This is a genomic window from uncultured Eudoraea sp. (genome assembly GCF_947258525.1).
In the GTDB taxonomy this organism is placed as follows: Bacteria; Bacteroidota; Bacteroidia; order Flavobacteriales; family Flavobacteriaceae; genus Eudoraea.
On the sequence record NZ_CAMYIP010000049.1, the window covers coordinates 20,503 to 38,523 of the forward strand.

The following is an 18,021-nucleotide window of genomic DNA, read 5'->3' on the forward strand; positions in this document are numbered from 1 at the left end:
TGTCAGTTTTCAATTTTTTCAGGGTTAAAGATATGGTCCACCCATTGTTTCCCCCAATTATTTAACTCTTGTTTTGAATACAAATTTGGAAAAAATACAACCTTTTGAAAACTTGGAGGCAAATATTCCTTCCAATTAGTTCCCCCGGTGGCCTCAATTGAAGTGTTCTCTGTATTTAGATATCTGTGAGCTGATCCCAAATGCATTAAAGGCCAATTTATATTTGCATTTATGTCCATTATTTTTAACGCCTCAATAAGCACTTTATTATGTTTGCTTTCTTCCGGCAAATTTAAATATTTGTGATATATCGTATTGTTTTTCAACTGTTTGGCAATCCGAATAAATCGAGGTGTATATCTATATTCAAATTGTTTAAGTGTTAGTGTCTTCTCTCCGGTCCGCTTGTCAGTAGCTCCCTTTTTCCAATAGATTTGTTCATATAGTTCTTCAATACTATTATTTTCAGTAAAATCTTTTCTTCTGGAGGGAAGTACCAAATGTTCAAGGGGGGTTGCATATATCTCTATGGTTCTATATTGAGCAGATTGGAATCCACTTGCCGGCAATAAGGACATTCGGTATTGAAGGAATTGTTCACGTTCCATTCCCCGAATCATAATACTAAATGAAGAAATTAATGCTTTGTAATAATTATTAATGCGATTTAATTTTTCAATAAAGAAATCCACATTTTGAGATTTATCATCTACAATTTGTTTTTCTTCGTGAAGTATAAGCTTAAAATACAGTTCTGTGATTTGATGATACATGATAAATATTTCCTCATCAGGGAAATGTGTTCTGGGGACTTGCAAACTCAATAGTGTATCGAGGTGAATATAATCCCAGTAAGTGAGATAGCGCTGGTACAACAAACCATCTAAATAGGAGCTTAAATCCTGACCTGAATCCTTATATTTCTCTTTTAGTTTTAGAATTTGGGATTCTAGGCGCTCCTTATTTTTCATACTTGTTTAGTCCATTATTATTTTGAACTGATGCTTTAAACCATTAAAGCCGTCTAAATCTGCAGAAAGTGCTCCCACTACGAGATTCGCTTTAATTCTTATTGGTATCTTGTTCATATCATTTGACACCCATAAGGCTAAACCTTCCTTCTCTTTAAAAACACGACCAGATTCAACCATAGGGTGAAATTTAAGGCATTCTACTTTCCCAAATTTTGTTTTAAGTATTTCCTTACCCAAATACCTTAGTTTAAAGCTATAAATACCATCGCGGTCATAAAGAACTTTTAGCTCTACAACTTCCCCCTGGACCAAATCATCAAATTCATAGTTATTTCTTAAATAGTAAAATGCTGAAATAAGATCCTGGACACTATCCTGCAGCGTAAAATTAAGTTTTTTATTATTCTTTTTATCATTTAAGACTGCAACATCTTTGTTATGGTCAAAATTTATTTCTACATCCTTGGTGTAGCCTCCCTCATATACCTTTCTGACAAAACGGTAAGGCTTACCGTCTTCTTTGTCAAAATAGCTTTCGTATGTGTCATCAACTTTAAAAAATAAGCTGGCAAAACCTGTTGTTTTTCCCTTGCCCACAACATGATAAACAGGAATACTATCTACCATATCGTTAATCAGGTGCAATGTAGCATAGCTTGCATTTAAAAAACCATAGTGGACTCGAAATTTCAACCACTCGCCTGGTTTAAAAGCTGAGACCTTAGGAACTTCCTTGGGATCCGTATCGCTATTATGTTTGTAGGATTCAACAACGGCAAACTGGCCGGTCATTGACAGGGTTATAGCAGTAAAAAATAGAATAACGATCTTTTTCATGTCTAATTTTCGATTTAAAATTATCAAAAAAGAGTTTAAATAAACCTTAATTTACAATTACATAAACAAAATTTATTCCAAAGTATTGTCTTGTAACTTTCGTTCTGTCAATCCTGCTTGTATTAAGTGGATTGGAAACACTTGTCAATTGCAACTATTTGAATGGGAGGTTGGCAAGAAACCCGACAGAGAATTCGTTTTATCTTGTCTTATTCATTTTTATTCAAAAAAAAGCCCCGATTAAGACATCAGGGCTTTTCCTAAATAACCAACCAAACTTTAAATTATGAAAAACCAATACTTAAAGTTATAAGGGAACCACCCCTTATACCTCCAAATTTACTTAATAAGTATTTTCCTTGAAAATCTTTTAACTTACTTTAACTAGGGTATTAACAATACTTTATAAAAGCGTGTTGATTTTTGACAAAATCTTAAGAAAAATACCTTTAAAGTGTTCCTCTTGATGCCTGTTCTCTTTCAATGGCTTCAAAGAGTGCTTTAAAATTACCTTTACCAAAAGACTTCGCGCCCTTCCTCTGAATAATTTCTATAAACAATGTAGGTCTATCCAACACAGGTTTCGTAAAAATCTGAAGCAAGTACCCCTCATCATCCCTGTCTATAAGTATACCTAATTCCTTTAAAGGTGCAAGATCCTCATCTATTTCTCCTACCCTATCCAGCACATCTTCATAATAACTGGAAGGAACTGTTAAAAATTCAATTCCTCTATCCCTTAGAGCTGTAACGGTCTCAATAATATTATCAGTGGCCATTGCCATATGTTGAACTCCGGCTCCATTGTAAAACTGGATATATTCTTCTATTTGTGATTTTTTCTTTCCATCTGCCGGTTCATTAATAGGAAATTTAATTCGGCCATTGCCATTACTCATCACCTTGCTCATTAAAGCAGTATAGTCTGTTGAGATATCCTTATCATCAAATGAAACCAATTGAGCAAAGCCCATAACCTTCTCATAAAACTCACACCACTTGTTCATCTCATTCCAGCCCACATTGCCAACCATGTGATCAATATATTTAAGCCCTACATCTTTTGGTTTGAAGTAGGGGTCCCACTTAATATAGCCAGGCATGAATATTCCGTTATAATTACCCCGTTCAACAAACACGTGGACTGTCTCCCCGTATGTATGTATTCCAGACAAAATGATTGAACCTTTTTCATCTTTAAGTTCCTTGGGCTCAAAATAACTCACTGCACCTCTGCTAGTGGTTTCATTATAGCTCTGAGTTGCATCATCTACCCAAAGGGCTATAGCTTTTACCCCATCACCATGTGATTCTACATGTCTGTTAATTTCTCCACCGGGTACGAGAGAAGACGTGAGTACAAGTCTTATTTTATCTTGCTCTACTACATAAGACACCCTGTCTTTCAGCCCTGTTTCCAAACCGGCATAGGCTAAGGGTTGAAAGCCCCATGCCGACATATAATAATACGCTGCCTGTTTGGCATTACCCACATAAAGCTCTACATGATCAGTCCCTAAAAGAGGTAAAAAATCTTCTGCTTCAGGATTTTCCTTCGGCAACTTTAATGACGTTTTATCTAATATTTCCATGATATTTTTTGAATTGATTAATAACTAAAAGTGTTTTGGGACGTAATGGTCCCTACCTGAGTTCCGGCATTTTTACCACATTGCCCTGAGATGGGCTGAAATATCAATTCTGGTATCTAACATTACGGTAATTATACAATACAAATATCGGAAAAAACTGCCAATCTTTGTAAAAACCAGGGGTAATTCCGTCAATTGCGGCTTGCATAAACTTTTAAAACCAATAACCAATACTGAAGAAAAAATTACCATCATTTAATTCAGGAGTCCACGAATACATTACCTGCACAGGCCCTATAAAAGAATCCCATCCATATGATAGTCCGTAGCCTGAAAAATCGGGAAGCGTAAACCATTCCCCAGTTCTAAAAAGATCGTCTTCAACATTTGCGATATTCACCGAAAACATCATGTGATGCTTCTTCATAAATTCATAATCTAAGCGCCCATACGCCTTAACAAAACTATTCCCGGGCAAACTCAAAAAATCATATCCTAAAAAAGGAATAAAATTATTTATGAGATCATTTCCGAAACCTCCTAATACAAAATCCAATGCTTTGACCTCTGAGCTACCTAGTTTAAATCCGCCTTCGGTTTCCAGGTTTAAAGAAAGTTTTTTGAATATAGGAAATGCAGCCCCCATTCTTGCTTTTGCAATCGAAAACTCCTTAAAATTATTATTAAAATCAGAAGAAAATAGATACAAATGAAAATCACCGTTAAAATATAAGCCCTTTGAGGGAAAGTATCTGTTATTATACGTATCCAGTATTAATTTTCCATAAGTGCTATAATAATTGCTGTTTTCAAAAAATATACGTTCGTTGGATGTTCCGGTAGGTGGCACCCCATTTTGGTTATTAAATGTCCTGGTACTATACTTTAATAACTTTTGCTCCAAACCTATAATAAAAGCGAATTCTTCCCTGAAAACGGTCTGCAGGTATAACTGATTTGTGAAATCAGAGACATCAAGATTTATTTGGTTAATATTATCGTCATTCGGGACTTCAAAATTAGAACGGATTATCTCATAGTTAACATTATCCCTAAAATCATTGAGTCGCGAATTTATTCCAAAACTCCAATAAGAACCTTTATCCAGGTAATACTGAAAGTTATATCTAATATTGTCTCCAAGGGCAAAATCAATTGAGGCAACATCATCCTTCATAAAGAGATTCTTTTTAGTAAGATTTACCAGCGCGGCAGTTTTATATAAATCATCATAATGTACCCCAAGTCTCAAATAAGCCTTATTAGGGTTTTCCCGGAGTTTAAGAACCAAATCTTCTCCTAAACCATTTGAAACAAGTTCATATCTAATTGTAGAAAAATTGTTAGTAGTGGCCAGGTTACTTATTCCCTGCTGAAGTTTTTCAAAAGTGGTTTTGACCGGTAAGTCCATTCGCAATTTCCCTTTGACATAAGCGCGGGAATAATTTATATTCCCTTCCAGGATTAATCTATTAATAACTATGGAGTCCTTATGAACTATATTCCTGACCTCTTTACCAATGTACTTTTGCTTTGAGGCCAATTCATTTAAGGCTTCAAGATGCTCAAGGGCAGCAACCCTGCCTTTTTCAATAATGGGTTCAGCTAAATCAAAATCCATAACCGAAAGATCCTCAATGTCGGGCTTTATATAAATATCGGTTTCTATGATCTTTTCCTTCATTTTTTCAACTGTTCTAAAGCTGTTCAACTGAAGTAATATTTCAGTGGCGGACTGCAAATTCTCACGGCTTCTGAGACCATGCTGTACGTCTACTCCTATAATAATATCCGCTCCAAGTTTTTTAACTTCTAGGACCGGATAATTATTTGTTACTCCTCCATCGATCAAAAGCTGACCATCTATTTCAGCAGGTTCAATTAAGGATGGAAAGGTACCACTGGCCATGACTGCTTGTGGAAGATATCCTTTGTCTAGTATAACTTCAGCCCCACTCTCAATATCAGTGCCAATACAAAAAAAAGGAATAGGCAAGTCATTAAAATCGTTTACATCCTTGACATGATACAGAAGTCGTACAAGTTCATTATAGATTCTTTGCCCACCCGAAATAGCTGAAGGGAAGGATACTTTGAAATCATCAAAAGGAAGAGTCAGTGCATATCTTTCGGAATCTTCTTTTTCATAAAAAGTTTTTGCTCCACGAGGAAGATTATCCTGAATCAGATCATCAAAATTAGCTTCTCTAAATAATGAATCCAATTCATTTGCAGAATATCCAGAAGCATACAACGCTCCAACGATGGCTCCCATACTGGTGCCACCAATATAGTCAATGGTAATTCCTGCTTCTTCTATAACTTTCAGCACCCCAATATGAGCCATCCCTTTTGCACCTCCTCCACTAAGTACAAGACCTACTTTTGGTGCCTTGTCCGGTTCATTTTGCTGTGCCCGGCCAATCCCAACCCATAGAAACAATGTCAGAATTAAAGCCAATTTTTGCATTAGGTTAAGATATGAGATTAATGGAAGTTTTCATAAATTTTCTTTGCCATAGATTGTCCAACAGTTTTTGAAAGATCCTCTATTGAAGCTTTTTTAATTCTGTTGACAGATTTAAAGGTTTTAAGCAACTCTTCTGCTGTTTTCTTTCCTACACCATTAATGCGTTCCAATTCAGAATCAATCGCTGCTTTGCTTCTCTTATTCCTGTGCAAGTTTATTCCAAATCTATGTGCTTCATTTCGCAATTGCTGAATTATCTTCAGAGATTCTGATTTTTTATCCAAATAAAGTGGTATTGGGTCATTGGGGAAGTAAATTTCTTCCAGCTTTTTCGCAATACCAATAATTGCTATTTTACCTCTCAATCCAAGTAAATCAAGGCTCTTTACGGCCGATGACAATTGTCCTTTTCCTCCGTCAATTACAATAAGTTGAGGCAAGCCAGAATCCTCCTCCAACAATCTTCTATAGCGTCTGTGGACTACCTCTTCCATTGATTTATAATCATCAGGGCCGTCAACCGTTTTAATATTAAAATGTCTGTACTCCTTTTTAAACGGTTTTCCGTTTCTGAAGACCACACAGGCGGCGACGGGATTACTCCCCTGGATATTTGAATTGTCAAAACACTCTATATGCCTGGGTTCTTCGGACAGGCGAAGGTCTTTTTTCATTTGCGCCATAATCCGGTTTGTGTGTCTGTCCGGGTCCGTTATCCTTATTTGTTTAAATCTTTCCTGTCTATAATACTTTGAATTTCTTTCGGACAACTCCAATAACTTTTTTTTATCTCCCAACTTAGGAACTGTGACTTTTATATCATCCCCTACAGTACATAAAAAGGGGAGTAAAAGACTTTTGGACTGAGAATTAAAACGCTGTCTTATTTCAATAATCGCAAGCTCCAATAGTTCTTTATCAGATTCTTCCAGTTTCTTTTTAATTTCCATGGTGTGGGACCGAATAATGGATCCATGCGAAAGTTGAAGAAAGTTTACATAGGCAAATGCTTCATCTGAAATAATACTAAATACATCAACATTGTTTATTTTAGGATTTACAATTGTAGATTTAACCTGATAATTTTCCAGAACTTCAATTTTGTCCTTGATGCGTTGAGCTTCTTCAAACTGCATCTCTTTTGATAGAGATTTCATTTGCGTTTTAAAATAATGGAGGGAGGATTTGAAATTACCTTTAATAATTTGCCTTATATCGTCGATCTGTCTATCGTATTCTTCAGAAGTTTGAAGTCCTACACATGGTCCTTTACAATTTCCAAGATGGTATTCGAGACACAATTTGTATTTTCCGTCATTAATTTTTTCGGGAGATAGATCATAATTGCAGGTCCGTAAAGGATAAACACTTCTGATAAGTTCAAGTAAAACTTTTACGGTTTTCAGACTGGTATATGGGCCGTAATATTCAGAACCGTCTTTTATTAGCTTTCGAGTCGGAAATATTCTGGGAAATCGCTCATTTTTAATACAAATCCAGGGATACGATTTATCATCCTTGAGCAGAACATTATACCTTGGCTGGTATTTTTTGATAAGGTTATTCTCCAGAAGTAAAGCATCAGATTCCGTTTTAACAACTATGTGTTTTACAGAATCTATTTTCTTTACCATTACGCGGGTTTTTCCATATTCATGCTTCTTATTAAAATAGGAAGAAACCCTCTTTTTCAGATTCTTTGCCTTACCTACATATAATATCTTGCCATCTACATCATAGAATTGATATACTCCAGGACTGTCTGGCAATGTACTCAGCTTAATCTCTAATGGTATTTTATGCATATGATCGCAGGAAGAATGATTTTCTTTAATACAAAGGTAAGTTACAATACAATTACTATAAACTTCATAGCCTCATATTAGGTTTAAAATCTCCGGATTCTAAGTCAAAAAACATATAATCCGATATTGTTTGTGGTTAGAAACTACCATCCATAAAATGTAGTCTTACAAAATATTTTAAGAATAGTAAATTAATTTATTGTAATAATCTAAATATCAATTATTTACTGTACAAAACTTAAGTATTTTGAATTATTTCGTAACAGGAAAATTGTTAAAAGAATTGTAAAAATTGTGCATTTCACCGATTAAATGGTGCTGTTTATAGGATAATTGACATTTATTTCTTTATATTTAACCAGAAAATTAATTCACTGCATGGAAAATTATGTCATCACTTTAGGTATGTACCTTATTTTGATGCTATTTTTTAAAATATATTTTGCTGTTGCAGCAAAAGATTAGTTTTATTAAAATAGTTCCCCAAATTAGCTACAGGTTTAATCGGTATTTATGCTAAAAAAAGAGCTTCGATTAAGCTACCTTCAATTAAGAAATGAATTGTCTTCAGAAGCAATTTCAAACTACAGTTTAGAAATTGCTAACAGGGTACTGGTTTTACCTGTATGGACATGTAATTATTACCACCTTTTTTTACCGATCACGGAAAACAATGAAATTGATACCAGTTTCATTCTATCTGTTTTACAGGGAAAAGATAAAAATATTGTGCTCCCAAAAGTATTAGACGAAACCGGTCTGATTCATTATTTACTTACAGACAATACCGTTTTAAGAAAAAACAAATGGAATATTCCGGAACCTGTGGACGGACTGGAGGTATCTCCACCTAAAATAGACGTCGTATTTATTCCCCTTTTAGCATTCGATAAACAAGGTTACAGGGTGGGCTATGGCAAAGGTTTCTACGATAAATTTTTAAAGGAATGTCGCGAAGATGTTATAAAAATAGGTCTTTCCTTATTTAAGCCTGTGGATAAAATTAGTGATACTCAGGAGCATGATATTTTGATGGATTACTGCGTTACTCCCGAGAAAATCTATGCTTTTTAAGCTTCTTTTTTTTCGAAAGCCTTTTTATTAAATACAATTAATATTCCTACTCCAGTGCTGATAGCAGTATCGGCCACATTAAATACCGGCTCAAAAAATCGAAAATTATTCCCCCCAACAATGGGAACCCATTCGGGCCAATTGGCGTCAATTAGTGGAAAATAAAGCATGTCCACTACTTTACCATAAAATAAACTGCCATAGGGCTCTTCAGAAAATAAGCTTGCTACCTGGTTATAACTGTCATTAAAAAGTATCCCATAAAACAAAGAATCAAGAATATTCCCTAGTGCACCGGCAAAAATCAACGAAACAGCTGTAACAAGAGTTGCTGTTGCGTTCTTCTTAATAATGTCATATAACCAATATCCAATTCCTACTATTGCAAAAAGGCGAAAAACCGTAAGTACCAATTTGCCAATTTTATCCGATACAGGAAGAATATCACTTAATTTGGCGCCCCAGGCCGCGCCTTCATTCTCAATAAAAAGAATTCTAAACCAGGAAAAAACTTCCACTGATTCTCCAAGTTCAAAATTTGTTTTAATATATATTTTACTGAGCTGATCTATTAGTAAAACAATTGCTATAATAAGCAGAGACCTCTTTATATTCATTCTTTTTCAAAATAGATTCGGCTAAAATAGGGATTATTCTACCAACAAAAGGCAAGGCTGCTCATTTTAAATAGTCCATTGGAAAATATGAACCTAACCGGATTATTCAACTACTATCCCCTCTTGGCAAAATATATAAAATTCAAAGGGAATTGATATTAGTATATTAATATCTCAAACAAAAGACACTTCATAAAAGTGCAGTAAAACTAATGCTTGAAACCCAAATTCTCAGAAGAATAACCAACAAGAGACAAAGCGTATATACCCTTTATTTTTGCATGTTTTTGGCCTCGATGCTAAGTGTAGCATGAGGTACAAGCTTCAGGCGTTCTTTATTAATAAGCTTGCCTGTTACCCTACAAATACCATAGGTCTTATTTTCTATCCTCAGCAATGCATTCTTAAGATCCCTGATGAATTTTTCCTGGCGTATTGCCAACTGAGTGTTGGCTTCCTTACTCATGGTCTCTGAACCTTCTTCGAAAGCCTTGAAAGTTGGAGAGGTATCATCCGTTCCATTATTCCCATCGTTCATATATGAACTCCTGAGTAATTCTAAATGGCTTTTAGCTTTTTCAATCTTCTCTTCTATAAGTACCTTGAACTCATTTAATTCTTTATCGGTATACCTTACTTTTAAATCTTGTCCCATAATTTTAGTGTTTTTGGATAGACAATTTTGTGTTTACATCATCAAAGGAAATGGCTACACCATCTTCCATTTGTTCTTCAAAATTAAGTTCGGAGGTTAAGGTTTCGTTTTTAATATAGCTAATATTACTCTTAACCGCTCTTTCGACTAAACCGTCCTTTAATATTCTAATATCAATTTTATCTGTTACTTCAAATCCAGAGTCCTTTCTCAGATTTTGAATTCTATTTACAAGTTCGCGAGCTATCCCCTCTTGTTTTAGTTCCTCATCAATAGTTATATCCAAGGCTACCGTGAGGGAACCTGAAGTGGCCACCAGCCAGCCTTCTATATCCTGAGAAGATATCTCTACATCCTCTAACTGTAATATAATACTTTTATTTTCTATTTCAAGTGAAATTTTACCTTCACGCTCAATTTTTTGAATGTCTTTTTGATCCAGATTGCTCACTGCCGCACTTATCAGCTTCATATCTTTGCCAAACCTTGGGCCCAGTACTTTGAAATTAGGCTTAATACGTTTTACCAATATCCCAGAGGCGTCATCCAGAAGCTTGATTTCCTTTACATTAACCTCAGTTTTTATCAAATCTTCGACGGCTTCAATTTCTGAACGCTGTTTTTCATCCAAAACAGGGATCATTATTTTCTGCAATGGTTGGCGTACCTTAATTTTTTCTTTCTGACGAATTGATAGGACAAGGGAAGATATGGTTTGCGCTTTTTGCATTTTACTTTCCAAATCCTTATTCACAAATTCAGTATTATATTCTGGAAAGTTAGATAAATGGATGCTGTCAAAAAGATCTTTCCCGGTTGTTTTCGTCAAATCAATAAACAACCTATCCATAAAGAATGGTGCAATAGGTGCAGAGAGTTTAGCTATAGTAACTAAACAGGTGTATAATGTCTGATATGCAGAAACTTTGTCCTCCTGGTAATCCCCTTTCCAAAATCTTCTTCTGCTCAAACGAACATACCAGTTACTTAGGTTTTCCTGAACATAATCTGATATAGCCCTTGCAGCTTTGGTAGGTTCATAATTGTCATAAGACTCATCAACCCCTTTTATGAGGGTATGTAATTCAGATAAAATCCATTGGTCGATCTCTGGTCGATTTTCCAAAAGTATTTCTTCTTCTGCATACGTAAATTCGTCAATATTGGCATAAAGAGAAAAGAAAGAATAGGTGTTGTAAAGGGTTCCAAAAAACTTCCTTTTTACTTCCGCAATCCCCTCCACATCAAATTTAAGGTTATCCCATGGGTTGGCATTGGAAATTAGATACCAACGAGTTGCATCCGGGCCAAATTCCTTTATAGTCATCCAGGGATCTGCTGCATTTCCGAGGCGTTTAGACATTTTCTTGCCTTCCTTGTCTAAAACCAAGCCATTAGATACTACATTCTTATATGCCACCGAATCAAAAACCATGGTAGCAATAGCGTGTAAAGTATAAAACCAGCCTCTTGTCTGGTCAACCCCTTCCGCTATAAAATCTGCCGGAAAAGTCTCGCGCTTATCAATACGTTCTTTATTTTCAAAAGGATAGTGCCATTGTGCATAAGGCATAGACCCGCTGTCAAACCAAACGTCAATAAGGTCATTCTCTCGCTTCATTGGTTTGCCTGAATCTGAAACCAGGATGATCTGATCAACAATATTTTTGTGAAGATCTATCTTATCATAATTCTCTTCACTCATGTTTCCTAACTCAAAATCGGCAAACGCTTCAGATTTCATAAAACCGGCCTTAACTGATCTGATCATTTCCTCTTTCAATTGTTCTACTGAACCAATAATAATTTCTTCATTACCATCTTCAGTCCTCCAAATTGGCAATGGTACACCCCAAAATCTGGACCTTGAAAGATTCCAATCGTTTGCACTCGCAAGCCAATTCCCAAATCTCCTTTCGCCTGTGGCCTTGGGTTTCCAATTGATTGTTTGGTTGAGCTCATACATGCGTTCCCGAACATCGGTTATTTTAATAAACCATGAATCTAAGGGGTAATATAATATGGGCTTATCAGTACGCCAGCAGTTGGGATAGCTGTGAACGTATTTTTCAACTTTAAAGGCCTTATTTTCTTCTTTTAAACGAATGGCGATTTCAACATCAACCGAACGCTCCGGAGCTTTCCCATCTTCATAATATTCATTTTTAACATATTTCCCGGCTAATTCTCCCATTTCCTTGCGGAATTTGCCTTGCAAGTCAACCAGTGGAACTGGATTACTGTTTTCATCCAATACCAACAACGGAGGTACAGGCGGATTTGCCTTTTGAGCCACCTGCATATCGTCTGCACCAAAAGTGGGTGCGGTATGAACTATCCCAGTACCATCTTCAGTAGTAACAAAATCGCCTTCTATAACCCTGAATGCATTTTCGGGATTACTGTAAGGTTGTGCATAATCAATTAGCTGCTCATATTTTATTCCTGCTAAATCTTCCCCCGTACAAGATCCCTGTACATAATAAGGTATTTTTTTATCATCCTTAGAAAAAGATGACAGTTCTCCCTCATTTTCAACCTCATAAAATTTACCTGTAAACTGCTGACTTACCAGGTTTTTTGCAAGAATAACAGTTATTGGTCTAAATGTATATTGATTGTATGTTCTTACCCACACGTATTGAATTTTTGGCCCAACGGTGAGTGCTGTATTTGAGGGCAGTGTCCAGGGTGTAGTTGTCCATGCCAGTAAATAGAGTTCGTTTTTAAACGGTTCCAGAAATTCAGGCAGTGAACTATTTATAATTTTAAATTGAGCAGTTACTGTTGTATCAGTTATGTCCTGATATGTTCCCGGCATGTTTAATTCATGAGAACTTAAACCTGTACCTGCTTTTGGCGAATAAGGCTGAATTGTATATCCTTTATAGATCAGTCCTTTGTCGTAAATCTGTTTTAACAGCCACCAAACAGTTTCCATGTATTTGGGCTTGTAGGTAATGTATGGATCATCCATATCTACCCAGTACCCCATTTTTTCTGTGAGATCATTCCAGGCATCTGTATAGCGCATTACTGCTTTCTTACAAGCCTCATTGTATTCTTCTACGGAAATCTTTACACCGATATCCTCCTTTGTTATTCCCAGTTCTTTCTCTACACCCAGTTCAATAGGCAGACCATGTGTATCCCAGCCTGCTTTTCGCTTAACCTGAAACCCCTTCATAGTCTTATATCTGGGGAAAATATCCTTAATGGTTCGGGAAATTACGTGGTGAATTCCGGGCATTCCATTTGCAGAGGGTGGTCCTTCATAAAAAACATAGCTTGCCTGTCCATCTCTTGTGGATACACTTTTTTCAAAAATATCCCGAGTTTTCCAAAATTGAAGTATTTCTTCTCCAATCTTAGATAAATCCAACCCTTTATATTCCGCAAACTTCATACGAATGGTCTCCTTTGGTATAAATTAAGGCTGCAAAATTAAGGAATTAGAATGAAATTATCGATCCTATTTTAATCTCAAAACCGAAAACTTGCTCCCAGTATGAAATTAATACCTGCAGCAGTAATTCCGGATGAATAAGGACGATACCTTTGATTGGTAAAATTCTCAATGGCAAAAGTCAGTTTTAAAGGATCTGCAATTTGATACTGAGACCTTAAATTCAAGGTGTACCAGGAAGGCGAATAAGGATTGCCATTTGTGTCTTTAGCATAGATATAACTTTTATTTATTTCAGAAATCGCAAGGTTTTCAAAAGATATTTCACCATTATAATTCAAAAAAAGATCTGCTTTCAACCTTTGGTTTCTCCAAACAAGATGAAAATCAGCAAATGTCGGGGGAGCATGTCTGGCCGGAGTGTCATTGCCGTTTTCATCCTCTTCGGTTCCCTCAGTGAAAGTTAAATTAGACATGATGGAGAAATTTTCAGAAAGAAATGCCTGCAACCCAACCTCCAAACCATAAACATATGCATTGGAAGCATTCTGTATGGCCTGTACATTACTTAATTCCCCATTATAAATAATTTCTTCTTCCCCGTTAAACAGATAATCCCTCCGGACAAGAGCGTCTATCAGATAGGTGTAATATGCCGCACCTTTTAACACTAACTTATCTTTAAAATTCTTTTGTACTCCAAATTCAGCGTTATAGGCATATTCAGGTTTTAGATCGGGATTCGGCACCACTACCGAACCTGGTTCAGAGTCAAATACCTTGCCTATATCATCAATATTTGGAGCTCTAAAACCGGTTGCTCCGTTTAGTGTGAACTGCAAGTCGGCTTTTGGAAACCAGCTAAATCCAATGTTTCCGGTAAAAGCCCCATTATTCAAATCTGCATTATCAAAAGGAAAAGGATAGAAGGTTGTATCAAAATCTGCATTAATCCAGACATGGCTATACCTAATCCCCGCCAACCATGTGAAATTCGGCTTTGATTTGAATTCGCTGTTTAAATATGCCGCAAGGGTCTGCCAGGTACTATATTTTCTTTTGTTGTATTGCGAATAGGGTCCTGAAATTGCCTTTCATTTCTACTCTCCTTAAAATTCTGGAAAGCCCCCGTAATTCGCAATCCATCATAAAACCTGCCTCGGCCTTTATTAGAAACCTGCATGTTTCCCATAAACCATTTTTGAGGCCCGTAAAACCATTCAGCAGAGCGCAAACCAGTTCCAGTACTGTCTGGTCTTATTAATCTATCGTACCTGGAATAATCTGAAGTACCGGACAAAAATAATCCCAAATCATAACTCCAATTGTTATTTGGTCTAAAGGAAATTTTTTGCATTAGATTAATTTGATCATAGCTTGTTGGGATTTGGATACGTGGATTTTCATTTTGGACTAATACATCCTGGCCATTTAGTCGTTTCACATACTGATTTCTAAGATAGGAATCCGGACCATGGCTTCCCATTTTTAGATCGCTAAAGTTATTGTAGGACGCACTTGTTAAAAAAGCCCATTTTTGCGACCCTATGTTGATATCAAAATGTCCTGTATTTTCATCATTTCCAGAAGCATATCTATAGTTCATACTCCCTGAAATTTCCAAACTTTCAACAGTTGAAAATTGTGGTTTATTGGTAATGAAATTCATTACCCCTCCAATAGCATCACTTCCATATATAACTGATCCTGGTCCAAAAACTACTTCGGTATTCTTAACCGTAAAAGGGTCTATGGATATGATGTTCTGAATATTACCTCCTCTAAAAATAGCATTATTCATACGTACACCATCTACTGATAACACCAGCCTGTTTGTTGCAAAACCGCGGATCATAGGGCTTCCACCTCCTAACTGGCTCTTCTGCACAAATATTTTCCCGCTGCTCTGCAAGAGATCTGCTGAAGTTTGTGGGTTTGTAAATGCTATTGCTTGTGCGTTTATGGAAACTATTTTTTGCGGTATATCCTTTTTTTGTTGTTCCCACTTGGAAATAGACATAACCACTTCATCCAGTTGTTCGCGCTTTAAACTAAAATAAACCTTACCTCCTCTTTTTAATAGTAGTTGCTTAGTAGATCTTTTAGTTTGATAACTAAGGTGCCTTAGTGTAATACGCTCGTTCCTGTCAAAAACAGATATATCACATTTTCCGTCAAAATCGGAAAGGACCGTTTTTGATTTATCATTATTGTAAAGAACGGCATTAATTACAGGCTCCTTTGTTTCCGCATCAAGGAGAGTTATCTCCTGACCAGATACGAGGTTAGCAAATAGAAGTATAATAAGAAAAATTCCCCTATGCATTTTAGCTAAAAACTTCGTTCAAAATAGCAAGTGATCTGGGTTTTTTAAAACCGTGCAAATGTACTTCAAAATAGAGTACAAGGGATTGTAATAATTCTTGCCTGGTTTTTTTGCCCATCCTAACTTTATGGATAGCATCAAAATTTATGCCCAAAAATGCTTTAAAGTGTTCAAGGGCTTCTTCTTTAAGAATTGGATTCATCCCCGGGGTCTCAATAAATGCACCTTCAGCCAAATCAAAATAAGGGTAATTCATATTTGTTGTGTCCGGATAAAACCCTAAATATTTAGATAAGCCCAATAGGAAAAACAAATGAAAGTTGTTAATGTTATCATGGGTATCCAACCATTGAAGCGATGCCTCCAGAAAACGGAATAAGTCTTCGTTTTGTTCCTCTTCAAATATGCTGTTAACAAGTATTTCAGCCAAAAATAAGACCATTGCATTTTTAGCGATGTCTGTATGAGCACTTTGATAAGGGTAACTTACTTTAGCATCTATTAATCGTTCTAAAGTCCCTTTATTTTTGTGATTTACAACTATTTCCAGTTGCGTTAAGGGTTGAAAGTAGGCGGTTTTTAATTTTCCTTTTTTAGAAGTTAAGATTCCTTTAAGGAGATAGGATTTTAATCCATCTGAGTAAGTAAACGCTTTTACAATTAAACTTGTATCCCCATACTTAATAGAAGATAGAATTAAAGCTTTAGTGGTAATTTGCATCTATTGTGCTTAGAATAAAGCAAAGATAGGTTGAATTAATAAAAAAATCAGAAAGGCGGTTTTAGAGACTAAAACTTTCACAAAATTGAAAGCTCATTTCCTAAAACCGCCTATTATCTTAATACTAATTAAATCACTCCTTGTGCAAGCATGGCATCTGCCACCTTAACAAAGCCAGCAATATTAGCTCCTTTTACATAATTGCAATATCCGTTTTCTTCTATCCCATATTCAATACAGGAATCATGAATATCTTCCATAATTCCGCGTAGCCTTTCGTCTACTTCTTCTCTTGTCCAGCTTATCCTTAAAGAATTCTGTGACATCTCCAGACCAGAAGTAGCTACACCCCCGGCATTAGAAGCTTTGCCGGGTGCAAATAAAACTTTTGCATCGTGAAAAGCGTGAATTGCCTCAGGAGTAGATGGCATATTAGCCCCTTCGGCAATACAAATACATCCATTGGCAACTAATTCTTTAGCGTTATTTCCATCCAGTTCATTTTGAGTAGCGCATGGCAGCGCAATATCACATTTTACTTCCCAGGGGCGTTTTCCTTCATGATAAGTAGCTGATTTATACTTTTTCACATATTCAGATATTCTACCACGCCTATCATTCTTGAGATCCATTACGAAGTTCAATTTTTCATTATCAATCCCATCCTTATCATAAATATAGCCGCCTGAATCAGATAGTGTCAAAACTTTACCCCCTAATTGTATAATCTTTTCCGCCGCATATTGAGCAACATTTCCAGATCCGGAAACAACAACAGTTTTTCCTTTAATTTCCTCATTTTTTGTTTTTAACATACTTTGAGCAAAATATACAGTACCATAGCCGGTGGCCTCCGGGCGAATTTTAGACCCACCCCATGATAATCCTTTTCCAGTAAGAACACCAGTGAACTCATTCCTTATCTTTTTATACATCCCAAAAAGGAATCCAATCTCCCGTGCCCCTACGCCAATATCTCCTGCCGGAACATCTGTGTTAGGTCCAATATGCCTGCATAATTCCGTCATAAAGGCATGACAAAACCTCATAACTTCATCATCAGATTTTCCCTTAGGATCAAAATCTGAACCTCCTTTTCCCCCTCCCATTGGAAGGGTAGTCAAACTATTTTTAAATACCTGTTCAAAAGCAAGGAATTTAAGAATGCTGGCATTAACAGATGGGTGAAAACGAAGGCCTCCTTTATAAGGCCCTATTGCCGAATTCATTTGAATACGATATCCCCGGTTTACATGTATCTCGCCATCATCATCAACCCAAGAAACTCTAAAGGAAATCAATCGTTCTGGTTCAACCATCCTCAATAAGATGTTTTTGCCGTAATAAATATCATGCTGGACTATGTAAGGAATTACTGTATCGGCAACTTCCTGTACTGCCTGAATGAACTCTGGTTCATGACCGTTTCGGGTACGAACCTCATCCATAAATGCTTCAATGTTTGCGTTCATATTAAAATTAATTAGCTAAGGTTTTTTGTTGAATTAAAAATTCAAGCGCAAAATTATACCTTTTCTGTAATT

13 protein-coding genes are annotated in these 18,021 nt (G+C 36.1%); 1 reads left to right on the forward strand and 12 read right to left on the reverse strand.

Annotation, left to right across the window (positions count from 1 at the left end; translation table 11 throughout):
* Positions 1-2: 2 nt before the first annotated feature.
* The 5 genes from Q0X89_RS03375 to uvrC form a co-directional block, all read right to left on the reverse strand.
* Entirely contained in the window at positions 3-971 is a 969-nt protein-coding gene (locus tag Q0X89_RS03375) for a tryptophan 2,3-dioxygenase family protein (RefSeq protein ID WP_297691197.1), read from the reverse strand.
* A gap of 6 nt (positions 972-977) precedes the next feature.
* Positions 978-1,811, reverse strand: coding sequence for a DUF3108 domain-containing protein (locus Q0X89_RS03380; protein ID WP_297691198.1), 834 nt, complete (start codon positions 1,809-1,811; stop codon positions 978-980).
* 449 nt (positions 1,812-2,260) lie between these two features.
* Positions 2,261-3,403, reverse strand: coding sequence for a 4-hydroxyphenylpyruvate dioxygenase (gene hppD / locus Q0X89_RS03385; protein WP_297691199.1), 1,143 nt, complete (start codon positions 3,401-3,403; stop codon positions 2,261-2,263).
* Positions 3,404-3,617: 214 nt separating this feature from the next.
* Positions 3,618-5,873: a patatin-like phospholipase family protein gene (locus tag Q0X89_RS03390; protein ID WP_297691200.1), complete on the reverse strand. Its 2,256-nt coding sequence runs from the start codon at positions 5,871-5,873 to the stop codon at positions 3,618-3,620.
* Positions 5,874-5,890: 17 nt separating this feature from the next.
* The gene (gene uvrC / locus Q0X89_RS03395; RefSeq protein ID WP_297691201.1) at positions 5,891-7,678 is read right to left on the reverse strand and encodes an excinuclease ABC subunit UvrC; all 1,788 of its coding nucleotides are present in this window, start codon (positions 7,676-7,678) and stop codon (positions 5,891-5,893) included.
* A gap of 513 nt (positions 7,679-8,191) precedes the next feature.
* Here uvrC and Q0X89_RS03400 point away from each other — a divergent pair.
* On the forward strand, positions 8,192-8,752 hold the full coding sequence (locus Q0X89_RS03400) for a 5-formyltetrahydrofolate cyclo-ligase (RefSeq protein WP_297691202.1): 561 nt from the start codon (positions 8,192-8,194) through the stop codon (positions 8,750-8,752).
* Here Q0X89_RS03400 and Q0X89_RS03405 read toward each other — a convergent pair.
* From Q0X89_RS03405 to gdhA, 7 genes are all read right to left on the reverse strand, one after another.
* A complete protein-coding gene (locus Q0X89_RS03405; RefSeq protein ID WP_297691203.1) occupies positions 8,749-9,369 on the reverse strand; it encodes a lipoprotein signal peptidase in 621 nt (206 codons plus the stop codon). The genes Q0X89_RS03400 and Q0X89_RS03405 overlap by 4 nt on opposite strands.
* A gap of 271 nt (positions 9,370-9,640) precedes the next feature.
* On the reverse strand, positions 9,641-10,024 hold the full coding sequence (locus Q0X89_RS03410) for a TraR/DksA C4-type zinc finger protein (RefSeq protein WP_297691204.1): 384 nt from the start codon (positions 10,022-10,024) through the stop codon (positions 9,641-9,643).
* Positions 10,025-10,028: 4 nt separating this feature from the next.
* Complete coding sequence (gene ileS, locus Q0X89_RS03415) at positions 10,029-13,430, reverse strand: isoleucine--tRNA ligase (RefSeq protein WP_297691205.1); 3,402 nt, start codon at positions 13,428-13,430, stop codon at positions 10,029-10,031.
* A 77-nt stretch (positions 13,431-13,507) separates the two neighbouring features.
* Complete coding sequence (locus Q0X89_RS18005) at positions 13,508-14,518, reverse strand: TonB-dependent receptor (protein ID WP_367176941.1); 1,011 nt, start codon at positions 14,516-14,518, stop codon at positions 13,508-13,510.
* On the reverse strand, positions 14,449-15,756 hold the full coding sequence (locus Q0X89_RS18010; RefSeq protein WP_367176928.1) for a TonB-dependent receptor plug domain-containing protein: 1,308 nt from the start codon (positions 15,754-15,756) through the stop codon (positions 14,449-14,451). Before Q0X89_RS18010 ends, Q0X89_RS18005 begins: the two co-directional genes overlap by 70 nt.
* Before the next feature lies 1 nt (position 15,757).
* Positions 15,758-16,477 (reverse strand): DNA repair protein RecO, encoded by a 720-nt coding sequence (gene recO, locus Q0X89_RS03425; protein WP_297691206.1) that lies wholly within the window; start codon positions 16,475-16,477, stop codon positions 15,758-15,760.
* 128 nt (positions 16,478-16,605) lie between these two features.
* Positions 16,606-17,949, reverse strand: coding sequence for an NADP-specific glutamate dehydrogenase (gdhA, locus tag Q0X89_RS03430; protein ID WP_297691207.1), 1,344 nt, complete (start codon positions 17,947-17,949; stop codon positions 16,606-16,608).
* Positions 17,950-18,021 lie beyond the last annotated feature (72 nt).